Source organism: Chryseobacterium sp. CY350 (assembly GCF_027945075.1).
Classification (GTDB): Bacteria; Bacteroidota; Bacteroidia; order Flavobacteriales; family Weeksellaceae; genus Chryseobacterium.
In genome coordinates this window covers 473431-495835 of the sequence record NZ_CP116034.1, presented here as the reverse complement: position 1 = coordinate 495835, position 22405 = coordinate 473431, and the positions used below count along the sequence as shown (strand labels likewise).

General features: G+C 37.5%; 24 protein-coding genes. 18 read left to right on the top strand and 6 right to left on the bottom strand.

Annotated features, from left to right (window positions below):
* Positions 1-29: 29 nt before the first annotated feature.
* The 3 genes from PGH12_RS02200 to PGH12_RS02190 form a co-directional block, all read right to left on the bottom strand.
* Entirely contained in the window at positions 30-299 is a 270-nt protein-coding gene (locus PGH12_RS02200; RefSeq protein ID WP_267600039.1) for a hypothetical protein, read from the bottom strand.
* 24 nt (positions 300-323) lie between these two features.
* On the bottom strand, positions 324-983 hold the full coding sequence (locus tag PGH12_RS02195) for a Crp/Fnr family transcriptional regulator (RefSeq protein WP_267600038.1): 660 nt from the start codon (positions 981-983) through the stop codon (positions 324-326).
* A gap of 278 nt (positions 984-1261) precedes the next feature.
* The gene (locus PGH12_RS02190) at positions 1262-2125 is read right to left on the bottom strand and encodes a helix-turn-helix domain-containing protein (RefSeq protein ID WP_267600036.1); all 864 of its coding nucleotides are present in this window, start codon (positions 2123-2125) and stop codon (positions 1262-1264) included.
* Positions 2126-2557: 432 nt separating this feature from the next.
* On the opposite strand from PGH12_RS02190, the gene PGH12_RS02185 reads away from it, so the two are divergent.
* From PGH12_RS02185 to PGH12_RS02115, 15 genes are all read left to right on the top strand, one after another.
* A complete protein-coding gene (locus PGH12_RS02185; protein WP_267600035.1) occupies positions 2558-3031 on the top strand; it encodes a Dps family protein in 474 nt (157 codons plus the stop codon).
* A gap of 59 nt (positions 3032-3090) precedes the next feature.
* Complete coding sequence (locus tag PGH12_RS02180; RefSeq protein ID WP_267600033.1) at positions 3091-3786, top strand: LytR/AlgR family response regulator transcription factor; 696 nt, start codon at positions 3091-3093, stop codon at positions 3784-3786.
* 266 nt (positions 3787-4052) lie between these two features.
* Complete coding sequence (locus tag PGH12_RS02175) at positions 4053-6260, top strand: ATP-binding protein (protein WP_267600031.1); 2208 nt, start codon at positions 4053-4055, stop codon at positions 6258-6260.
* A gap of 12 nt (positions 6261-6272) precedes the next feature.
* Positions 6273-7331: an NADH:flavin oxidoreductase/NADH oxidase gene (locus PGH12_RS02170; protein WP_267600029.1), complete on the top strand. Its 1059-nt coding sequence runs from the start codon at positions 6273-6275 to the stop codon at positions 7329-7331.
* Between the two features lie 21 nt (positions 7332-7352).
* A complete protein-coding gene (locus PGH12_RS02165) occupies positions 7353-7901 on the top strand; it encodes a putative antibiotic biosynthesis monooxygenase (RefSeq protein ID WP_267600027.1) in 549 nt (182 codons plus the stop codon).
* 504 nt (positions 7902-8405) lie between these two features.
* Positions 8406-8963: a hypothetical protein gene (locus tag PGH12_RS02160; RefSeq protein WP_267600026.1), complete on the top strand. Its 558-nt coding sequence runs from the start codon at positions 8406-8408 to the stop codon at positions 8961-8963.
* A gap of 14 nt (positions 8964-8977) precedes the next feature.
* Positions 8978-9358 carry a lipocalin-like domain-containing protein gene (locus PGH12_RS02155; protein WP_324290992.1) on the top strand — a complete coding sequence of 127 codons (381 nt, stop codon included), beginning with the start codon at positions 8978-8980 and terminating at the stop codon, positions 9356-9358.
* A gap of 21 nt (positions 9359-9379) precedes the next feature.
* Positions 9380-10348 (top strand): NAD(P)H-quinone oxidoreductase, encoded by a 969-nt coding sequence (locus tag PGH12_RS02150; protein ID WP_267600024.1) that lies wholly within the window; start codon positions 9380-9382, stop codon positions 10346-10348.
* A 415-nt stretch (positions 10349-10763) separates the two neighbouring features.
* Complete coding sequence (locus tag PGH12_RS02145) at positions 10764-11804, top strand: cupin domain-containing protein (protein ID WP_267600023.1); 1041 nt, start codon at positions 10764-10766, stop codon at positions 11802-11804.
* A gap of 45 nt (positions 11805-11849) precedes the next feature.
* A complete protein-coding gene (locus PGH12_RS02140) occupies positions 11850-12584 on the top strand; it encodes a M17 family peptidase N-terminal domain-containing protein (protein ID WP_267600022.1) in 735 nt (244 codons plus the stop codon).
* Positions 12585-12610: 26 nt separating this feature from the next.
* Positions 12611-13315: a YoaK family protein gene (locus tag PGH12_RS02135; protein ID WP_267600021.1), complete on the top strand. Its 705-nt coding sequence runs from the start codon at positions 12611-12613 to the stop codon at positions 13313-13315.
* 11 nt (positions 13316-13326) lie between these two features.
* Entirely contained in the window at positions 13327-13788 is a 462-nt protein-coding gene (locus tag PGH12_RS02130) for a redoxin domain-containing protein (protein ID WP_267600020.1), read from the top strand.
* 3 nt (positions 13789-13791) lie between these two features.
* Complete coding sequence (locus tag PGH12_RS02125) at positions 13792-14307, top strand: DsbA family protein (RefSeq protein WP_267600019.1); 516 nt, start codon at positions 13792-13794, stop codon at positions 14305-14307.
* A gap of 434 nt (positions 14308-14741) precedes the next feature.
* Positions 14742-15563 carry an alpha/beta fold hydrolase gene (locus tag PGH12_RS02120; RefSeq protein ID WP_267600018.1) on the top strand — a complete coding sequence of 274 codons (822 nt, stop codon included), beginning with the start codon at positions 14742-14744 and terminating at the stop codon, positions 15561-15563.
* A gap of 204 nt (positions 15564-15767) precedes the next feature.
* The gene (locus PGH12_RS02115) at positions 15768-16172 is read left to right on the top strand and encodes a hypothetical protein (protein ID WP_267600017.1); all 405 of its coding nucleotides are present in this window, start codon (positions 15768-15770) and stop codon (positions 16170-16172) included.
* A 228-nt stretch (positions 16173-16400) separates the two neighbouring features.
* On the opposite strand, the gene PGH12_RS02110 is transcribed toward PGH12_RS02115, so the two are convergent.
* Both PGH12_RS02110 and PGH12_RS02105 read right to left on the bottom strand, forming a co-directional pair.
* Positions 16401-16838, bottom strand: coding sequence for a nuclear transport factor 2 family protein (locus PGH12_RS02110; protein WP_271286790.1), 438 nt, complete (start codon positions 16836-16838; stop codon positions 16401-16403).
* A gap of 35 nt (positions 16839-16873) precedes the next feature.
* Entirely contained in the window at positions 16874-17878 is a 1005-nt protein-coding gene (locus PGH12_RS02105) for a saccharopine dehydrogenase NADP-binding domain-containing protein (RefSeq protein WP_267600014.1), read from the bottom strand.
* A gap of 103 nt (positions 17879-17981) precedes the next feature.
* Here PGH12_RS02105 and PGH12_RS02100 point away from each other — a divergent pair, with 103 nt between their 5' ends.
* Positions 17982-18548 (top strand): TetR/AcrR family transcriptional regulator, encoded by a 567-nt coding sequence (locus PGH12_RS02100; protein WP_267600013.1) that lies wholly within the window; start codon positions 17982-17984, stop codon positions 18546-18548.
* Positions 18549-18797: 249 nt separating this feature from the next.
* Here the strand turns inward: PGH12_RS02100 and PGH12_RS02095 are convergent, their stop codons facing one another.
* Positions 18798-18989 carry a cold-shock protein gene (locus PGH12_RS02095; RefSeq protein WP_129536735.1) on the bottom strand — a complete coding sequence of 64 codons (192 nt, stop codon included), beginning with the start codon at positions 18987-18989 and terminating at the stop codon, positions 18798-18800.
* 699 nt (positions 18990-19688) lie between these two features.
* On the opposite strand from PGH12_RS02095, the gene PGH12_RS02090 reads away from it, so the two are divergent.
* Both PGH12_RS02090 and PGH12_RS02085 read left to right on the top strand, forming a co-directional pair.
* Complete coding sequence (locus PGH12_RS02090; RefSeq protein WP_267600011.1) at positions 19689-21491, top strand: SdrD B-like domain-containing protein; 1803 nt, start codon at positions 19689-19691, stop codon at positions 21489-21491.
* A 17-nt stretch (positions 21492-21508) separates the two neighbouring features.
* Positions 21509-22066, top strand: a complete 558-nt coding sequence (locus PGH12_RS02085; RefSeq protein WP_267600010.1) for a hypothetical protein — start codon at positions 21509-21511, stop codon at positions 22064-22066.
* Positions 22067-22405: the final 339 nt, after the last annotated feature.

Here is a 22405-nt window from a genome sequence, read left to right as displayed (position 1 = left end):
TTGCAATTATATCTAAAAGAACCAGCGTACTAAAAAATCCCTAGTTTTTTATTTTTTGCTGTGCTATTTTGTTTTTTATTTTTCGAACTGAGATCAATTCTGTATACTGAGAAAATTCCGTCTGAAGAATATGCCTGACAATTAATCACTTCCTTAGTCGCAGATTGCTCACTATCTTTAAGAAAATTGTCCATGTCTTTTAATGCAGCCGGAACAACAATATACTTTGCTTCCTGATAATATTCTTCTGCATATTGCTGTAGTTTTTCAACTCTTGCCAAAGCTTCCTGATAATTCATTGTAATGTAATCCTTTTATTATTTTTACCGCTGACCTTTAGCTTCTGATTCTGTTAGTATTTTAATTCCGTTGTGCGACTGAGAAATTACTCCTTCGTTTTCGTATTTTTTGAGTATTCTGCTCACCACCTCTCTAGCTGTCCCAAGTGTATTTGCAATTTCTTTATGCGAAATTTTCACCGGATTTCCCTCCTGTTCATCATTTTTTTTCTTGAGCAAAGCTAGTATTCGTTTGTCAAGTTTGTGAAAAACTGCCTGCGTTACCATTTCCATGATTGCGACATATCTTTTATCATATTCCCTAAAGAAAAATAGATTAAACTGCGGATATCGCTCGATCCAATCTATCACTTTTTTTACCGGCAACAGCAATACTTCACAGGTTTCTTCTGCGCAGGCATATATGCGACTTGTAGAACCCTGAAAGACTGATGAAAACGTCATAATGCACGTCTCATAGGGCTTCAGATAATAATACAGCAATTCTTTACCGTCATCTAGAGTAAATACTTTCACAGAACCTTTCAGCAAAATCGGCACGTGATGAATTCTGTCGCCCTCATTGATTATTTCTTTTCGGGCTTCAATCGTCGTCTGCACAGAAAATTCTTTCACTTCATCAAAAAAATTTCCGTCCATCGTTAGAAATATTTTCTTCAGGTCTGGCTCAGTAATTATTTTCACTAAAAATTAAACTTTTAAATATGCTGATCACTAAAAATCAAATAATTCACTAATGACCTGTAACTATTTCCTACTATAAGTCCAGATCTTTATTCATTTTATTAATATTAAAATATGAAATGATATATGATTTTATATTGCAAATATACCTGGCATTTTTACAAATGAACTTGTTAAAAAAGTATTAAAATTTGTTAATTTTGACAGAATCGTATAATATTAAAAATTTAGATTTAATCTAATTATGATATATTTCCTTAAATATTATTTTTAAAGTTTCAATTTGAAGAATCTAAATTTGTTCCTTTTCTTAAAGCTGAAGGACTTTTCCCCGTATGCTTACTGATAAAATGAGTAAAAACACTTTCGCACTTGAAACCCATTTCATAAGAAATTTCAGAAATTGTTGATCTCGTGTTCCTAAGATTTATGAGAGATTCGCTTATAACTTTCTGGATAATAACCTGTTTGGCAGTTTTTCCATAAAGATAGCTTGTCATTGATGTTAATTTTTTGGGTGAGATATGCAGCTGCGACGCATAGTACGCAACATCTCTGTATGTTTTATAGTCCCGCTGCAAAAGTGTATTGAAATAGTTGATCTTTGAGACAAAATCTAATTTTTCGTCTATCAAATCTTCATTAGAATCGATATGCATCATCGCATCTAAAATCAAATTTTCAATTACGTTATGAGCTGCATAAATATAGAGACTCTTATCTTTCTCGTAAAAATAGCGTAACCTTTGGATCAGAATTGTCTCAATATATTCATTGCTCCCGAAATACGGTGCAATGGTAAATTTAGCAAGATGATTATAAAAAACCTTTGAATTAAGAAAAATGCTGTCTTTCTTTGATCTTTCGAAAAATGTTGCAGAGAAGGCGATTACGTAGATATTATTATCTTTTGGAGCACCTAAAAATTCGATGTTTCTATGTGGCCCCAAAAATACTGCATGACCAGCTTTAATACTTATAGATTCGCCTTCTATTTTCAAATCCAGATCTTCAAGAATGAGGTAAATACAATAAAATTCTAAAGTATTAAATTTTAACAACGATCCGTTTCGCAAGATTGCACTATGCAGAAAATCGATATTAAATCCGTTTTTTTTCAGCTGTTCAGAAAGCACGTACATTCTTAGTTTTTTTAATCATGATCAATTATCCTAAATAGTAATTGTTTTTTCTCAAACTTGTGCGATCTTTTTTTACTGTGCGAATATAAACTTTTAGTAATCATCTTTATAGAAGTTTTAAAAAAATTTATACAAAAGAAAATTTATTATTTTCAACGGTATTTATCGAGTTAAAATTGATCGTCTATATGTTATCAGATCCTTCTTATTAATTCGTTATTGTCAGTTTGTTTGAAATCTTTTTTCTGTTAAACCATAATGTTAAAATCAATCTTTTTATAACTGCATTACTAATTAGTTGAACAACCTTAATATCAATTCCACCGACTCATTTTGCCCGTTCACCGAAAAACCCATCATTTCCGTAAGATTCCTGCAGACCTTTACACAAGAATTAGAGCAACAACGCTTTAAACTTAAAATCTCAATATTATGAAAACAAATATCGGACTTACAGAAAAAAACACAGAAGCTGTAGCAGAACAATTGGCAAAACTTTTGGCAGACGAAACTGTACTTTACATCAAAACAAGAAATGCCCACTGGAATGTGACTGGCGATAACTTCCACGCCAACCATATTTTCTTTGAGGAGCAGTACAAACAGTTAGATAAAGTGATTGACAGCGTTGCAGAACGTCTTCGTAAAATCGGACATTACGCACCTGCAACAATGAAAATGTATCTGGAATTAACACATCTTACCGAATACAGCGACAGAACCAATGACGGTTTGGGCTATATGAAAGATTTGCTGAAAGACCACGAAAGCATCATCGATTTCTTAAGAGGAAATGTGACGCCTTTTGCTGATAAATACAAAGATTACGGCTCCAGCGACTTCATCACAGGTCTTATAGAAACGCACGAAGAAATGGCTTGGATGATTCGTTCTTATTTCAGATAATCGGAAAAAATACGGAAAGGAATAATTATATTTGTGTCAACCATAAATAAACTACTCCTATGAAAGCCCTAATTGTTGATGATAACGATATTGCCAGTACCACTTTATCACATTTGGCAAAACAGGTTCCCAATCTCACGATTGTCAATGAATATTCCAACGCAATAGAAGCTTACCATCATCTTCAGAATAACCACGTTGACCTGATATTTTTGGATATCGAAATGCCCGAAATGACAGGAATCGAGCTTACAAAAGCACTTTCTGGGAAAGAAACCATTATTATTTTCACCTCATCCAACAAAGATTATGCGCTCGAAGCTTTCGAACTCAATATCGCAGATTACATCTTGAAACCGGTGATGCCTGCGAGATTTTTACAGGCGGTGAGCAAGGCACAGTCGATTCTGGAAAGCAGAAAAGATGAGGTAGAAGTGACCAAAGATGAATTCCTTTTCGTCCGCGATTCCAATATCACAAGGCGTTTGAAGCTGGACGATATTTTTTATGCCGAAGCAATGGGCGATTATGTAAAATTTTATACCAGAGAAAAAATGTTCGCCATTCACGGAACAATGAAATCTGCGGAAGAACGTCTGCCGAAAGATAATTTCATCAGAGTTCATCGGTCTTTCATCATTGCGGTCGATAAAATTGACACGTTGCAGGATGGCGGAATTATGATCAACGGAAAATTCATTCCCGTGGCAGACGCTTACAGAAAGTCACTCAACACGAGAATGAATGTTTTTTAACTGGTTTTTTGGGCAGCTTAATCCGTCTGGAATTTATCCTGAGCTTGTCGAAGGGCTCCCGCTTTTTTTGTCATTGCGAAGAAATTTTAGCAATTTGTTGAACTTTTCAGCAATCGCAATTACAAAAAAGAGCTCCGTTCAAGCCGGGCTACAGATCCGCCCTCAAAATGAGCTCAGAATTCCCCTCCATTGGAGGGGTGGCGAAAATTCAAAGAATTTTTGACGGGGTGGTTTCAACAATATGATAAAAAAGCACAAAGTAAATTATGATAAACACCTCCTCAGTAATGGGTAACAAACGTTTTGCTTACTTGATTGTTTTGACATTCATTGCAGACTCCATATTGTTGATTGCAGTGCAGATTAATTCGGCAAGGAATACGAAAGAACTCATCAAAAACAACAATATACTGCTCCACGAGCTCAGTTCCAGCAATCATTTGCGTGAAATAGACCGTGACATTCTGGGCGTGGAAAGCAGAATCCGGGCGTCCATCGCTACCAACGACACAACCCATCTGAACGGTGTCGATCAGAAAATTGACGAAGTAGAAAACTTCCTCGATTCTCTTTCAAAAGACAACGCAGATGCCACCGAAGATAAACTCATCAAAAGACTGGGCAAACTGGCAATGGACAAAAAAATAGTCAAAGAAAAACTCCTGCACCGCTACCACTCCATCGGCGATATGGACGACCAGACTTCTATTGCCAATCCAAGAGCGAGAAAAATATCGAACGAAATTACAGACATCACCGCAAAAATCTACAAAAGCCGCAGACTTCAAATGGCTGACCTCAGCAGAAAAAATGCGGAAATGGGGAACAAAGCAAAAATGTACGACATTTCACTCCTTGCTTTATTGGTGCTCAGCGGTTCTATCATCGGTTATCACATTATCCGACAGTTCAGAAGACAGCATTTATTAATCAAAGAATTAGATGTTTCCGAGAAAAAAGCCTCGGTTGCCGCACAGACCAAAGAGAATTTCCTCGCCAATATGAGCCACGAAATCCGTACGCCTTTAAGCGGAATTTTAGGATTCACCAATCTTCTGCAAAAAAGACCTTTAGATGAAACTTCAAAAGAATTTGTTTCCTCCATTCAGCGGTCGGGAGAAAATCTGATGGCGATTATCAATGATATTTTAGACTTATCAAAAATTGAAGCGGGAATGATGAGAATCACGCCCGGAACTTTCAGCATCAATGGTTTAATCAATTCTGTGGAAACATTATTTCTGGAACGCGCTAAAGAAAAAGGTCTAACGATTTCCAGCAAAGTTGATGCTTCGATTCCTGATACTTTGATTGGCGATGCAACAAGACTGACTCAAATATTGGTGAACCTCATCGGAAATGCGATTAAATTTACCCATCAGGGAAAAATTGATATTGAAGTTTTTAAACAGTCTCAAACCGAAAAAAATATCACACTCGGATTTAAAATTTCAGATACCGGAATTGGTATCGACAAAGAAAAACTGAATGAAGTTTTTGAACGTTTCAACCAGGGCGAAGATTCTATCACCCGAAATTTTGGAGGAACAGGCTTGGGTCTTTCGATTGTCAAGAATTTAATTATCCTTCAAAACGGAAATATTGAGGTGAAAAGCGAACAGGGAAAAGGAACAAACTTTATTTTCAATATCCCGTATGATATTTCAGAAGAGCAGCTGAACACGATTTCAACAGTCAGTTCAGATTATTATAAAGACAAAACAAATGTGCCGCTCCGTGTTCTCGTGGTAGATGACAATACAATCAACCAAAGCCTTATGAAACATCTGCTGTTACAGTGGAATATAGATTTTGACATTGTTTCCAACGGTCTGGAAGCTGTAGAACAGTTAATCAATCAAACCTATGATTTAATTTTAATGGATATTCAAATGCCAAAAATGGGTGGCTACGCCGCAACCCAGCAAATCCGTGAAGTTCTGAAACTGGATATTCCGATTATTGCAATGACGGCGCACGCTTTGGCTGGAGAAAGGGAAAAATGCCTGAGCCGGGGAATGAACGAATATATTTCAAAACCAATCAAAGAAGAGGAATTGTTCAAATTGATTTCAACCTTCGGATTGCAGAAACATCAGCCTCAAGAATTAAATTCAGATAATGCTAAAGCCGATTTTAAATATATTGATTTAACCTATATGCAGTCAATAAGCGGTGGCGATACATCTTTTGAGAAAACGGTTACCCAACAGTTTTTAGACAATATTCCTCCACATTTGGCAGAACTGGAATCAGATTATGAAAATCAAGATTTCACGACGGTAAAACTCAGAGCCCACGACCTCAAATCTAGTGTAGCAATAATGGGTTTACTGCCATTTTTAGAGGAAAAATTAAATGTTTTGGAAACGACAACAGAACAGAACCCAGCTTCAGAGAAAAGTCTCGGCGAAACAAAAACAATCATCAAACAATCTTTGGCTGAGGCTGAAATATTTTTAAAATCACTTTAAAACGTAACAAAAATGAATCTTTTCACACCCATAAAACTCCGCGAAATGGAGTTGAAAAACAGAATCGTTCTGTCTCCGATGCAGCAATACAGCGCAAAAAATGGCGTTCCTGGCAACTGGCATCTTGTACATCTGGGAAGCCGTGCCGTTGGCGGAGCCGCATTGATTCTTACCGAATGTACAGCCGTTTCTCAGGAAGGTCTTGCAACACTCAGTGATGTCGGAATCTGGAATGACGAGCAGAAAAATGCGTGGAAAAACATTGTAGATTTCGTTCACGAACAAGATGCCAAAATCGGAATGCAGCTCTGGCATTCCGGCGGAAAAGGAAACCTGAAACATCCCAACGAAAGAATGAAACCGCTGACCAAAGAGGAAGGAGCGTGGACTGTAAAATCATCTTCTGCACACGATTTCAACGGTGTTTTGGCGGAAGAACTTACTGTCGCAGAAATTCAGGAATTAAAAATAAAATTTGTTGAAGGAGCTTTGCGGGCGGTTGATGCAGGTTTTGATACGGTAGAACTGCACGCCGGTCACGGTTATCTTTTTCATCAGTTTTATTCTGCCGTCATCAACAAAAGAAATGACGAGTACGGCGGAAGTTTCCACAATAGAATCCGTTTTCTTGTAGAAACTGTTCAGGATGTCAGAAAAGCAATTCCGGAATCTATGCCTCTGCTTGTAAGAATTTCAGCGGTAGATTATATAGAATCCGAAGAAGGCTGGACTCTCGAAAACAGCATTGCGCTTGCCGAAATTCTGAAAGAAAATGGTGTAGATTTTATCACGGCTTCCGGCGGCGGATTTACCAATGTGAGCAAAGATCTGGTTTATCCAGGCTATCAGATTCCCTTTTCGAAAGCGATTAAAGAACAGACCGGAATTCTCACCGGCGCTGTGGGAATGATTACGGAGGCAAAACAGGCCAATGAAATCATCGTCAACAGTGATGCAGATTTGGTGGTCATCGCCCGCGAGCATCTTCGTGATCCTTATTTTGCGATTCATTCGGCTAAAGAACTGGAAATAGAAACCGAAATTCCCTGGCAGTATAAAAGAGCATTTTAACTTGATTTAAATCCTCAAAAAATGGAAAATCCAGGCGCATCTGTGGTCATCACGCATCATATTTTGAATGACAAACAGGCTGAATATGAAAAATGGCTCAGCGAAATCTTACCCATCACCAAACATTCTGCAGGTTTTATCGACTTGCAGATTGTACGTCCGATTCCCGATCTGACTTACGTTTACACAGTTATCATCCGTTTCGATACCATAGCAAATCTGCGAAACTGGATGGAATCTGACAGTCGGAAAAGGATGATTGAGAAAGCAAATCCGCTATTCAGGAAAAATGACAATTACAAAATAAAATCCGGTCTCGATTTCCTTTTCGAGTCTGAAAGTGAAACCAAAGTTCCCGTTCGCTGGAAACAGTTTCTGGTGACCTGGTCAGCGATCTATCCACTGTCAATTCTGGTTCCGCTGGTTTCAATTCCATTGTTGAGGTTCCTGAAAATTCCTGCATTTCACTATTCAGATGCGTTACTCAATTCCGGTATTATTGTTTTTCTGATGGTTTTCCTTGTAATGCCTAATTATACGAAACTGATCAGGAAATGGCTTTATAAATAAAATTCAATTTAAATATCATCCGTCTCAAACATAATTGGGGCGGATTTTTGTTTTAAATTTTTCTTCAAAACAACCTGTTTAAGCTAAAACACAACTTGCATTTGCTTTAAAACACTTTGTTTAAACCAAAAAAACTTCGCGTTTCGTTTTCCGCAACCTGTTTGAAACAAAACAACTTTGGCGGAAGTCTCAAAACGACTGTTTTGTAACCAAATGACTTTTACTTTGGTCACAAATCAGGTGTTTTGTAACCAAATGACTTTGGCAGAAGTCTCCCACGGTCTGCGGGAAAGCAAATGACTTTTACTTTTGTGTCTCAACGACCGTTTTTTAACCAAATGACATTTACTTTTATTAAAAACCTTCATTTTCCTTTAGTCTTTAAACTATCTTTTCCACCGAGTCTTTTTGCCTGTTCATCGAATGTCAATCAATTTTGAAATTTGTTGAATGTAGCTTTACATCATCAAATTAACACGTACAAACAATTAAACTTTAAACATTATGGAAATCCTGCAAACACCCGAAAACGCATTGTCCCACTCTACCGTTACAGCGATTATCAATGCTCCTATCGAAAAAGTAAATATCGCAGACTGGCTGCTTAACCTTCCTGATGCGGAATATCAAAGATGTTCTACGCAGCATATCGGCGCGGCAATCTCTTCCACTTTCGATGGCGAACCGGTTTCTCTGAATGTTGAAACCATCGGAGATGCATTGATGGTTCAGCATTATGTCGCAGTTGTTCACCGTCCGGATTACTGCAGAATGTTATCTATTTCAGATTCGATTACTCAAAACGGCAGAACAAAAGTTCAGGTTTTATGGGAATTGAAAGCAACAAAAATCGACGACAAGACAACTTTGTACACTAACGAAATTCACGCGACAGCAACGCCGGAAATGTTTGAATATCTGAAAAAACACAATGTGAAACTTGCCGATGCAGCCGCTTCCAGACAGGCCGCTTCCGACGCACACAATCACGAAGAAACGCCCAACTTTGCAAAAAGCATCGAAAACAAGGCTCTGACAGGGAAATATAATCAGCCTTTCTAAATTAGGTAGAGCTCATCGAAATTCCTTTAAATGGTGGCGAAAATTCCCATCCGATGGGCGAAAATCCAAAAGGACTGATTATGTACAGTGCTGAAGGTTTTATGTCGGCACAGATTATGAATCTTAACCGAAAAAACACTGACCTGAAAAATCATTCTGAGCAAAACACAGAAGAAACTTCGGATTATCTTGCCTATTCGGGACCTTTCGAAACGGATGACGAAAAAAAGACGGTAAGTCACACAATGTTTGTTTCACTTTTCCCAAACTGGTCTGGAGAAACACAGAAGAGAAATGTCCGCTTTGAAGATGGATTTCTGTACCTCGAAACTGAGAAACCATTCCTCCGGAATTCGCGTATGGTAAAGCATCGGCTGACCTGGAGAAGGATTTAAAATAAATTTAAAAATCATAAAATGAAAGCAATTGTTATTACAGAATACGGTGGTCCCGACGTCTTGAAAGTAAAGGATTTGCCGACTCCCGAGGTTTCCGGAGACGAAGTATTGATCGAAGTGAAAGCAGCCGGGCTCAACCGTTCCGATATTTTTCAGCGGGAAGGCAATTATCCTGCACCAAAAGGAGCTTCTGCAGAAATTCCGGGGTTGGAAGTTGCCGGAACTGTCGTAAAATGCGGACCTGATGTGACAGATTTCACAGTGGGCGACAAAGTTTGTGCACTCCTAGCAGGTGGCGGTTACGCAGAATATGTCGCTGTGAGAGAAGGCCAATGTTTACCAATTCCGGGAGATTTGAGTTTTGCGGAAGCGGCAAGTTTGCCTGAAACTGTTTTCACGGTCTGGTCGAATGTTTTTCAGAGAGGAAGTTTAAAATCCGGTGAAACGTTATTGATTCACGGCGGAAACAGCGGAATCGGCATTACGGGAATTCAGATTGCACAAGCATTGGGTTCAAAAGTAATTGTCACTGTTGGTTCTGATGAAAAAGGACAGAATTGTCTGGAACTGGGTGCCGATTCTTACATCAATTACAAAACCCAAAATTTTGAAACTGAATTGCAAGATGAAGGTGTCGACGTTATTCTCGATATGATTGGCGGTGATTATTTAGCCAAAAATATCAACATTCTGAATCCTGAAGGCAAACTGGTTCACATCAATGCGGTAAGTGGCAGCCGTGTAGACTTGGATATCTGGAAAGTAATGTCCAAGCGCCTGACCGTCACCGGAAGCACTTTGAGAAGCCGTGAATATGAGTTCAAAAAACAATTGGCAAGAGAAGTCCAGAAGAATGTCTGGCCTTTCATAGAATCAGGAAAATTCAGAACTGTGATTTACAAAACCTTTCCTTTATCGGAAGCTGCAGAAGCTCACCAATTGCTTGAAGACGGAAGTCACACGGGAAAAATTATTTTGGTTAGATAAAATTTCTGCGCTTTTTATTTAATTTAAGTCAAATTTAAATCCTTCTCAAATATAATTGGGACGGATTTTATTTTTAAATATCGGCATTGTAATGATGCTTAAATAACGCAAGTCAGACAAAGAATTTAAAACTTAGAATTTTTATAAGTTATACCAAGGCGTAAACTTAACAAGGAAATACAAAGAATGGGCATCGTTTTTATTTTAAAATAATGTGAAACACTTATGAAATTCTGACTATGAAATCTTTATTCTTTACTCTTTTTTCTATCATCTCCTCAACCATCTACCACTTTCAAATTCCCACCGACTCATTTTGCCCGTTCACCGAAAAGCTCTTCAAAAACCTGTCATTTCGGGATAGCTTTACAGTAGAAATAATGACAAACTATCATCAACTATAAAAATTAATATTATGAAAAACGAATCATTAAGTTTCAAATACGAACTGGAAAAAAAAGAACCAAGAACCAACGATGGCGGAACTACAAGAGGCGCTTCTGTCAAAGATTTCCCTGCTTCTATCGGCATTGCAGGAGTTTCTATGAGACTGCAGCCGGGAAGTATGCGAGAACTTCACTGGCACGCGAACGCCGCCGAATGGGCTTACGTAATTTCAGGAACGGTTCGTACCACGATAATTCATCCTGATGGACACAGCTATACTGATAATTTTGAGCCGGGCGATGTTTGGTATTTTCCAAAAGGTTATGGTCACTCGATTCAGGCGACGGGAACGGAAGAATGTCATTTCATTTTAATTTTCGATAACGGTAATTTTTCTGAAGACCACACGTTCAGCGTAACTGATTTTGTTTCGTCTGTTCCACCCAAAATTGTTGCTCAGAATTTAGGATTGACATTGGAAGAAGTGGCGGCTTTACCTCAGAAGGAAGCCTATTTCGCAGCGGGAATTGTTCCTGATGAAATATCGTTTACCGCTGAAGCCCGCCCGAGTGAATCTGATATCGAACTCACAAGTTTTCACCGTTATCCTTTGCATTCTCAACAGCCGAGAATTGTTCCCGGCGGAGGTTTGCAGAGATTGGTGACGAGTAAAGAATTCCCAATCAGCAGTACAATGTCGGGTTCTGTTTTGGAGTTGCAACCCGGAGCTTTGAGAGAAATGCACTGGCATCCGAATGCGGACGAATGGCAGTATTTTATTTCCGGACAGGCAGAAATGTCGGTTTTCCTGGCAGAATCTACCTGCGTTACAGAGCAGTTCAGTGCCGGAGATGTGGGCTACGTTCCAATGGGAGCCGGACATTACATCAAAAATACAGGCGACACGGTTTGCAGAATTTTAATTGGCTTCAACAGCGGTCATTATGAATCGATTGATTTGAGCCAATGGTTATCCGGAAATCCGAAAGATGTTGTTGTAACCAACTTTGGTTTGAAAGATGGCGAAATAGAGAAATTTCCGAAAGAGAAAATTTTCATTAAACCTTAATTAAAAACACATTTCATTACTTTAATCATCTAAAAATTTAATATTATGAAAACTACAAATCTTAAAAACACGCTAAAAATATTTTTATTTGCATCAATATTTATTTCCACTCCGCAAATATATTCTGCCCAGACAACCGTTCAGACAACGCCTGCAAACACATCAAAAATCTGGGGGAAAGTGGACGGAATCGCCATCGAAGGAATGGTACAGGGACCTTCCACAGAGATTGCGCCGTTACAGATCGCCTGCGTTTTTGAATATACAGAAGGTGATATTTTCAATTCGCCACCGGCTCTTCCGGCTGCTGTAAACGGAATGGTTCACCTCGATGAAAGTCTGAAAGGCCTCATCACAGACCTTAGAAAATCCGGGAAATTTGCCGGACATTCCCTGGAAACACTGTTGATTACGCCACCTTCCGGAACTATCGGAGCAAAGAAACTGTTACTCATCGGTTTGGGCGACCGGAATAGATTCACTCCAGAACTGATGCAGCAGGTTGCAAGTGTCGGGATGGAAGAAGCACTGCGATTGGGTGTCACCAAATATGGTTTTGCAACCGATTTAAAAGATGCGGGAATAGATTCGCCAACCGCTGAAGTTGCAGGATATGGCGTGACCGGAGCTATCAATGCGTACCGAACTCAGCTTTATTTAAAGGATAAAAAAATGTCTTCATTCAAACCGATTGAGAAAATAACATTGCTTGCCGGACCAGCGTTTTTTACCACTGCAGGAGAAGGAATTACGAAAGCCATTGGGGCATTAAACAAATAAAAACAAATTGTTTAAAATGTAAAACAATGGAACAGCCTATCATTTCCTCACCGAAGATTGTCGCTCTGTCCGGGTCAGTAAAAATGCAGGAAAGATTAGCCATATTCCTTGCGTTGATTGCAGGCTACGTGGATGCAACAGGATTGATACAGTGGAAAACCTACGTCTCTTTTATGAGTGGGAATACGACTTCACTTGGAGCGGCAGTTTCAACCGGTAAACTGGGAATCATTATCACTTCATTTACTGTTATAATCTGTTTTCTTTTAGGAATTTATGCCGGAACTTGTCTCTCGTTATGGAAGAGAATTAAGAACCAAATATTAACATTTTACATCGTTGCAGGAATTCTGATTTTTTATTCGATAATTGCTTATTTTTATATGATCAATAATGTGGTATCTGTTGCGACAATTGGGTTTTCAATGGGAATAATGAACACGATTGTAACTTCTGTAGGCAAACAAAAAATAAATACAGACTTCGTAACCGGAACTTTGAACAGCCTGGCCAGAAATACTGCAACAATGACGATGACCACTGATAAAGCAGAAAAAGAAGAATCGAAATCGAATGCCATTCATCTTTTGCTCTTATGGTTTGGCTTTTTAGCAGGTGCTTTCGCAGCTCCTTTCCTACTCGGTTATTTAAAAGACTGGACTTTGATTCTTCCGGCACTGTTGTTAATATTTTGCGGATCACTGCTTTCAGTTTTACATATTAAACTTTAAAAACTAAAATTATGTTACAAAAAAATGATGTTGCTCCAGATTTCACCCTGTACGCAACTCCTGACCAGAAAATTAAGCTTTCCGAATTCAAAGGAAAAAATGTGATTCTCGCTTTTTATCCCGCCGACTGGAGTCCGGTTTGCAGCGACCAAATGGCTTTGTATAATGAAACTTTGAAGTTTTTCAAGAAATATGATGCAGAACTTTTCGGAATTTCCGTCGACAGCAAATGGTGTCATCTCGCATTTTCACAATCAAGAAATTTACACTTTCCATTACTCGCAGATTTTGAAGCCAAAGGAGAAATCGCCAAGCAGTATGGCGTTTACGATGAGGAAGAAGGAGAATGCAAACGCGCACTTTTCGTTATCAACAAAGATGGCATCATCGAATGGAGTTATCTGTCGCCAACAGCCATTAATCCTGGCGCAGACGGAATTTTAGAAGCTTTAGAAACCCTTAACACCAAATAAATTATGTCACTAAAACCAAATGTCAGCCAGACTGACCACGCACAAGGTAACTTAGACGCCGACCTCGTTATCGTAGAATACGGAGATTATCAATGTCCATATTGTGGTGCTGCTTATCCGGTTCTGAAGGAATTGATGAAAGAATTTGGAATCCAGATCAAATTTGTTTTCAGAAACTTTCCTTTATCTGAAATGCACCAATATGCAAGACCGGCGGCTATCGCAGCGGAGGCGGCCAATCTTCAGGGGAAATTCTGGGAAATGCACGATGCGATTTACGAAAACCAAAGAGATCTAAATGAAAACTTACTGATGAAACTGGCGGAACAGTTAAAACTGAATATTCCTCAATTTGAAAAGGATTTGGAAAGTACGGAACTTGCCGACAAAGTAGATTCAGATTTTGAAAGCGGAATTATGAGCGGCGTGAACGGAACACCTTCTTTCTTTGTGAATGGAAAGAAATTCGATGGTGGCGCGGAAAATCTATTAGAACTGGTACGGGAAAACGTGAAATAACGTTGGAAGTTTGTCATTAGTATTTAACGTTTTTTCTCAGGGAATCTTTAAAAAATAATTGCAACTAATTCTTTCCTGAACTCAACGACGATTTTTGCCTGTTCGTCGAAAGATAAATCAAAAACTTTATAATCTGCAGTAGTTTTACATCAGTTAAGACAGAGAAACGGCAAACGTGAATCTAAACCGAATCTGCAGCCCGACTTGAGTGGAAATCCTTTTTTGCTTACTGTCAATTTCTATTCAACTGAAATCGTCGGGCAAAAAAGATTGGGAACGGAAGGCGGAAGTAGCTGCCCAAATAAAAAAGTACGAGAAATAAACGATATTATCTTATGTCAATGTTGAAAGGATTTCGCTCGACTACATTTGCTAAAGAATTAAGACAAAAAAATATTAAAATAAAATTATCAAAACATTAAAAATAAACAATTATGAGCACACTTAAATTAAAAGACGGAACAGAGATTTTTTACAAAGACCAAGGCGAAGGACCAACTTTGATGTTTCACCACGGATGGCCTTTATCATCAGACGATTGGGATGCACAGGTGATTTTCTTTCTGCAAAGAGGTTACAGAGTGGTGACGCATGACAGAAGAGGTCACGGCCGTTCAAGCCAGAATATTTACAACCACACGATCGATCAATATGCGTCTGACGCCGCAGAACTGGTGGAATTCCTTGACCTGAAAGATGTAGTTCACATCGGTCACTCTACAGGTGGTGGCGAAGTGATCCGTTATGTAGCGAAATATGCGAATGGAAGAGCGAAAAAAGCGGTTTTAATCAGCGCTGTTCCGCCGATTATGGTGGCAAGTGACAGCAATCCTGATGGGGTTCCGATGTCGGTTTTTGACGGTATCAGAGATCAGACTCTGAACAACAGAAATCAGTTTTACATTGATTTAACTTTCCCTTTCTACGGCTATAATAGAGAAGGTGCAGACGTGAAAGAAGGTGTGCAGAGAAACTGGTGGAGACAGGGAATGATGGGCGGAATTGTAGCGCATTACGACGGAATCAAAGCGTTTTCTGAAACCGATCAGACTGAAGATTTGAAAAACACCGACATTCCAGTTTTGGTACTTCACGGTGAAGATGACCAGATTGTGCCTTACCAAAATGCAGCTTTGAAATCTATCAAATTACTGAAAAACGGAACTTTAAAAACATACCCTGGTTTCCCTCACGGAATGCCGACTACGGAAGCTCCGACGATTAATAAAGATCTTTTGGAATTTATTGAGGCTTAAAATTATTCTAAAAAATAAAATTGAAGGATGAACCGCTTGGTTTGTCCTTTTTTTATTATTAAAATTCTTATATTACATTTAAGATTAAATCATATTTTTTTTGACGTATTTAAAATTTAAATGCTGAAAAAATAAGAATTATTGATATGATTTTGGATATAGACGCATAATATATAACTTTACATCAGCATCAAATTTTATTATATGAGAAAATTAATACTTTTTCTGGTGATGACGTTTTTTATGTCTTCATGTGGTGAAGAATGTTATAATGCACCGCTTCCTGTTATTTTCGAGTTTGTTGATGATAATGGAAACAATCTTATAACCAATGGAACCCTAAATCCGTTTTCTGTAATGGATGAAAATCAGGTTGGTGTAGCACTTACCAAAACGGATGACGGAAAAGTTATTCTGGAAAATGTAGGAATTTTTAACGGTACAAAAAATTACACTTTCTACTCTCCTGTCAGAGTTTTTCAGTTTTCGATAGAATCTTCTGAGTACAAAGGCGGCTGTAACGGATATCAAATCAATAAATTAACGTTTACCGGAATTGCAATTGACGTAACCGATCAGAAAGGATATTATCAAATTGTCTTAAAATAAATTTAAAATCGAAGTAAGGAAATTATCTAACTAAATGATTTATTTAAAAATTGTTAATCAATTCTTTAAAGTATAAGTTCGCTTATAAATGCTAATCTTATTTTCGCGATTTCCGGCTGACCATCATGCAACCAATTGCTAAGGGTTTTTTAGAAAAATATCACCACTTGTATTAGTGGTGACATTTATAATTCGCGTAAGATATATTTAAATATTAATTGTGATTCATTATGGTTTCTTTTCAATGACAAATGCTTTTAACTCTGCAATTTTTCCGTTTTCAAATCTCCAGATATCACAATAATCAAAGTGTTCAAACTTTCCGTTTTTATTTTTTAAGCTAATATTACCCGTCACTGTAACAAAATCGCCATCTTCTATAGCCAGTTTTACATCAAATACAGGTGGTTCGACATAAAATTCTTTCATATAAGCACGCACTTCTTCTTTTCCATTCAGAATCCGCTCGCCTACAAATACCCATTTTGTATCAGAGGTACAATAAGCTAAAAAACTTTCGTAATCGCCTTTTGATACATTTTCATTCGCTGTGTTGAGGATTGTTGTGTTGTTCATAATTTTCTGTTGTTTTATATGGTTACTTTTTGTCTGTGCATCAATGTTGAATAAGAGAAAAAGTGGTATAATGATCAATATTTTTTTCATTTTAAAAGCTGAATTGATAAGATTTTAGATTAAATTTAAGAAATATCTTCATAGGTTTGAATCCCGAATTCTGCCAGACGTTTAATGATGTTTTCCTCTGAAATAATTGTTTCAGGAAGATAAAGACCTCCCGTTTTTTGCACAGAACGTCCGTTAAAACCTAATATTTTCTCGGTAATAAGATAAATACCAACTGCTGTGAGGTGAGAATTTCCTTTTGGTCCGGAAACTATTGTACGAAGATTTTTCTTTTCGCCCGATACCAAAGTTCCTTCAATTTCTATATAAAGATCATGTGAAGCTCCGATTCCTTTAGTACTTCCGATAGAATTTCCGATAACAAAATCAAATCTGATATTTGCAGCATCTGTAAATGCAGCGATGCTGGGAACATCAAGTGTGCCCATTGGATGACCTATAGCAGATTCACCGTTGTATAAATCAATCACTCTTGTATTGGTTTTTGCATCTACATGCAGCCAATTTCTATCCTGACGAATTAATGCCCTACCGACAAAACCTGTGACCTCGTTCTTCACTAATGGACCTACGGGATCTTTTTCATCATATAATCCTGCTGTTTCAATGGATGTAATATTGCTAAATTTTGCTGCCAAATGCTTTACTACAAGAGTCAGCAATCCCGCCTGCCAATGCCCGGCAAAGACAATCGGAGCAGTTATTGTTTTGTGCAATGCGAGAAATGCCGTAGTAGAAATCTGATCAGCCACTTCGCTTACCGTGATGCAGGCAATTCTGTTTGAAATAGCAGTTTCTCTTAAGATATTGGTGTGATCACTCAATGCAGATATGATAAGGTCTATTTTTTGAAATTTATTTAAATCAAAACCTTCCTCAAGATTGATGTAGGCGGTTTTAGCATTTGTTAATTCTTTAACCAGAAGTTCGCCATTTTTGGGACTTCTTCCTGCAAGAATAATTTCAACGTAGCTGTCGTTTTTTCTGATCAGCCTTGCAATATTGCTTCCCACTTGGCCGTACCCGCCAATAATTAAGATTCTTTTTTCCTGTGATTCCATAAAACCATTTTAAAAATTAATTTAGGTCATTTGACCTACTACAAATATAGGTCATTTGACCTAAATAATCACAACTTTAATATTTTATTTTTAAATTTACCAAATGGACAAAAAAGAAGAGCGTTTAAATAAGATTTTAGAAACAACAATAGATCTTCTTATCAAAGAAGGAGCAGAAAATCTCTCGATGAGAAAAGTAGCAAAAAATGCCGGTTTGTCTTTAAGTAATCTTCAGTATTATTATAAAGATAAAAATCTTCTTTTAATTGCCACCGTAGAATTTTACTTTGAAAGTTGCAAAAATGAACTTTCCCAAGCTATAAAACTTTTGAGTTCAGACAGCGCACCGGATAAAAATGTTTTTCTGGAAAAAATACTGAATATGTTACTGGTAGATGGTAGAACCAGTCATCAGACTTTGATGTTTCAGGAAATCTGGACTTTAGCAGCTAGAAATAAAGAATTGCAGGTTGCTGTAGAAACTTACTACAAAACATATTGCCTGTGGTTGATCGATTTAGTCTCAAAATTCTGTAAAAATCCTGATGAGATTGTAAGTTTTCTTATCCCATTTGTAGAAGGCTATACGATTGTTAGCAATGTGATCCCTTTAAAAAAAGATGGAGTAATAGAAATGATGGTAAAACTGATCTCCATAGTGGAGAAGTAAATGAAAAATACGAATCTTCACTTCCTGTTTCTTGAATAAATGAAGTTCTGCTGAATTTTATTGTTAAATTTGGTATGTCTCTGTGTAATGTTTATTGTCTGAATTTTCCAAATTGATATTCAAATTGTGGTTCAGGTAATCTATAAATCTTTGTTCATTAATCGGATTAAGACTTTAATCACAGCACAAAAAAAAGAGCAAAACAATAAATGTTCTGCTCTCTATACCATATGATGGTTGTAAATGAAGTTACGCTATTTTAACGTTCACTGCATTCACCCCTTTGTTTCCATTTTGTAAATCGAATGTTACGACATCATTTTCACGAATATTATCTACTAAACCTGAAGTGTGTACGAAAACGTCTTGTCCACCAGTTGATGGAGTGATAAAACCAAATCCTTTAGTTTCGTTAAAGAATTTTACTGTTCCTTGTTGCATTGTATTATGTATTAAAAATTATTGTATTCTATTTTATAGGATCAATTATCCTGATATTTTGATTAACATCAAAACGATAATAAATTTTTGAAAGAAAAATGTGGATGTTTAGAATTTAAGAGTGAAAATCGAACTTCTTAAAAGGTAGTGCACCTAAAAATTAATGACAAAAACAAGCTTCTTTTTTATCTGAATTATTAAAATCAAAACAATTAGTCGCTTTATTATTTTACAAATGTATGTCAATTAATTGATATACACAAGCTTTTTTATTTAAATAAATCAATTACGCGAATTTTTTATTAATATCGGACGCAAAACCAATCTTCAACCCGAAAAGAAAACCAGCTCCATAGGTTTTTTATAATTATTTCAATGCGATCAATTCTATTTTTCTTTTAGCATCTACAGCGATTTCCAGTGCCACACCTAAATTCCAGAGCTTTGTTTCTTATTATATCTGCTTCTTTTAACAATTTTGCATACATTTTCGTTCGCGCTGGCTTGTGACATCTACTCTACTTATATACAAAGTCTTAAGTAATTCTTTGTGGTATCAAAATGATAAGAATTCACAATAATAAACGGAAATATTTATGATATATGTCAACAAAATCTATTTTGAACAAATCTTAATCCACTAACTATCATTATTTTTATTAATTTCGCAACTTGCTACAAAGATTAACTTAAGTGATGATGAGAAAAATATTTGTACTATCGGGAATTATCTTTTCACTATCAGCCAATGCACAGCGTGCAGTTTCAAAGATCTACTCAGATTTTAATGGCTTTTGGGAAAGTTCCAGCTCTGTACAACCAAATAATAGTCATAATTTGCTTGGATTTGTATGGGATGCAGATGGCTCCGGTACAGTACACAGTCCAGTAACCTACTCTACAGGAGTGAATGACGCAGCGTTGGTGGCTGCAAATGTAAACTTTCAGACGGGAACCTTTATTTCCTTACCTATCTACAATATTCCGCCTCCCGGTGGAAGTACATTTATCGGTGTGGGACAAAATTTTGGTGGGAACGGAAACATTTCGCCGGTTCCTGTTCATAATAATATGGTGGAATATCTCTCCGACGGTCTTAATGGCTTAGGCCTTGGATCAGCCATTTTTAACATACCTCAGGGAACAAGTATTAGCTTAAATACGATGGGTATCGTCCCCGCATCTATTGGAGACGGTATTCCAGATCTTATATTCACTCAGATGGGATCTCCCTCTGCTGCCAATGATACTTTTTACTTTCAGGACATCAACGGAAATATGGTAGGATCAATGTATTCTGTAGCATTTACTTCTGTTCCAAGTATAGGTAGTGCGTGCTGGAAGTTTTATAATGCTAACGTCACTCCGCCGGCATACAATCTGGGCGTTTCCGTTACATCCGGATGTAGCAGGGACATCAGGGTTCTAGCAGCCGACTGGTCAGAATTCGGATTAACGTCAGCAAATTACGGTCAGGCAGTAAAACTTATTCAGTCATTTTCCGGCACCTCAGACCTTGCTTTTATTGGCGCCTACAACGAAGAATCTATCACCTTTGCTGCCAGTGTAGCCGGGACTGTTTACAACGATAATAATGCAGGAACACCAGACGGAAACGGATATTCGGGTGCCACAGTGAAGCTTTATAACAATGGTACCGAGATTAGAACAACAACGACTAATACGGCAGGATTTTATTTCTTCGACAATATCAACACCAACACTTATCAGGGACCTTATACGGTGGAACTCGTTGTGCCATCAGGTTTTACACTGGTTGGAAATAGCAACGGTACGCTTACCAATTCTTCTTCTGTGGTCTTGGCAAACGGTACCTCAATGGGAAATAACTTTGCAATCAATCAGCCACCTGTCGCAACCAACGATGTTGTATCAGCGCATAAAAATTTAAATAAAGTATTCAGTATTATCAGCAATGATACAGATCCAAATTCTGGTACGCTCATCCCATCAAGTATCAATTTGGTCCCTCCATCCGGAGCCGCTAATATCAGCACAGTGAATGGAAATATTAAAGGCTTTTCTGTGAGCGGACAAGGTACCTGGATTGTTGATAACAACGGCATAATGACTTTTACGCCTGTACAGAATTTTTTCAATACAGCCTCGGTGGTCAATTACACAATTAGAGATAATGCCAATCTGGTTAGTAATTTAGCATCAATAACAATAAATGTTGACTATTGCATGAAACCCGGTTTGTCTGGAACGCCTGACGGATATACACAGATGGGAATTTCTACCCAATCCTCAAGATACCGGAATTGGCCTGCAGGTTCTAACAAAGCAGAAGGAGGAATTCCCAACGGCTTCTTAGCTCTCGAATCTTTATCTAAAGGAATGGTGATTACCAGGATTGCAAATACCAATCTGATTACCAATCCGCGGAAAGGAATGATCGTTTATGATATTGGTTCTGCGTGTACGAAGCTTTATAACGGTACTGTCTGGAACTGTATTAAGAGAACTTGTAACGACTAATTTTTGATTCAATAGAAATGAAAAAATTACTTTTATCCCTACTTTTTATAGGAAATTTTTGTAATGCCCAAATAGCCATTGGCAAAACCAATGTGGTGAGCGTAAGTTCGACAATTGAATTTGGAGGAGCAACTGCGACCAATTCTACCAACGATACAGAAACAGCAAATTTCCGGGGTATTATTTTGCCGGGTGTAACGAATTCTCCTACTTTTCCCGTAGTAAATCCGTCCACTAACAATCCACAGAACGGAACATTTCTATATGACAGAGAGCTTATGAAAGTAAGGATGTTCGAAAACGGAAAGTGGATTGACATGACCGATACCGGTACAAATACAGGCTTAGTTCCTACCGCTGGAACTGAAATTGGTTCGGGAGTAATTATTGGCTCGGCAACCAGCACTGCAGTGGGAGTATTTATTCTGGAGTCATCTAATAAAGCCCTCAATTTACCTCACATCAAAGATCCCGCAAATAAAGTTAAAAGTCCTTATCAGGGAATGATGTGCTATGACACTTTGAGTAATGCTATTGCGGTTTTTGATGGAATTAACTGGAGCTATTGGAAATAGTAACAATTTGTCATCATCAGAAAAAGGTTTCGATTTATTTCAGCATATTCACTTAGCTATTAAAAATTTCACATTAAAAATGATGAAATTTCATTAAAAATTCTTCATCCGTAGATTTAGGAAAAGTTAAACCATTTTGACTTTCAGATATAAATTACAATAAACTTTTATCAATATATTTAAATAATTTTAATCATTTTTTCTTACACGAAAAACGCTAAATCATATATTAGAGAAACACAGTATGCAGTGTCTATCAAATAATTCGTACATTTAAAAGATAAAAGAAGAATGATTAGAATTGCGACCAGATCATGTGCTAAATTGTATATAATTTTG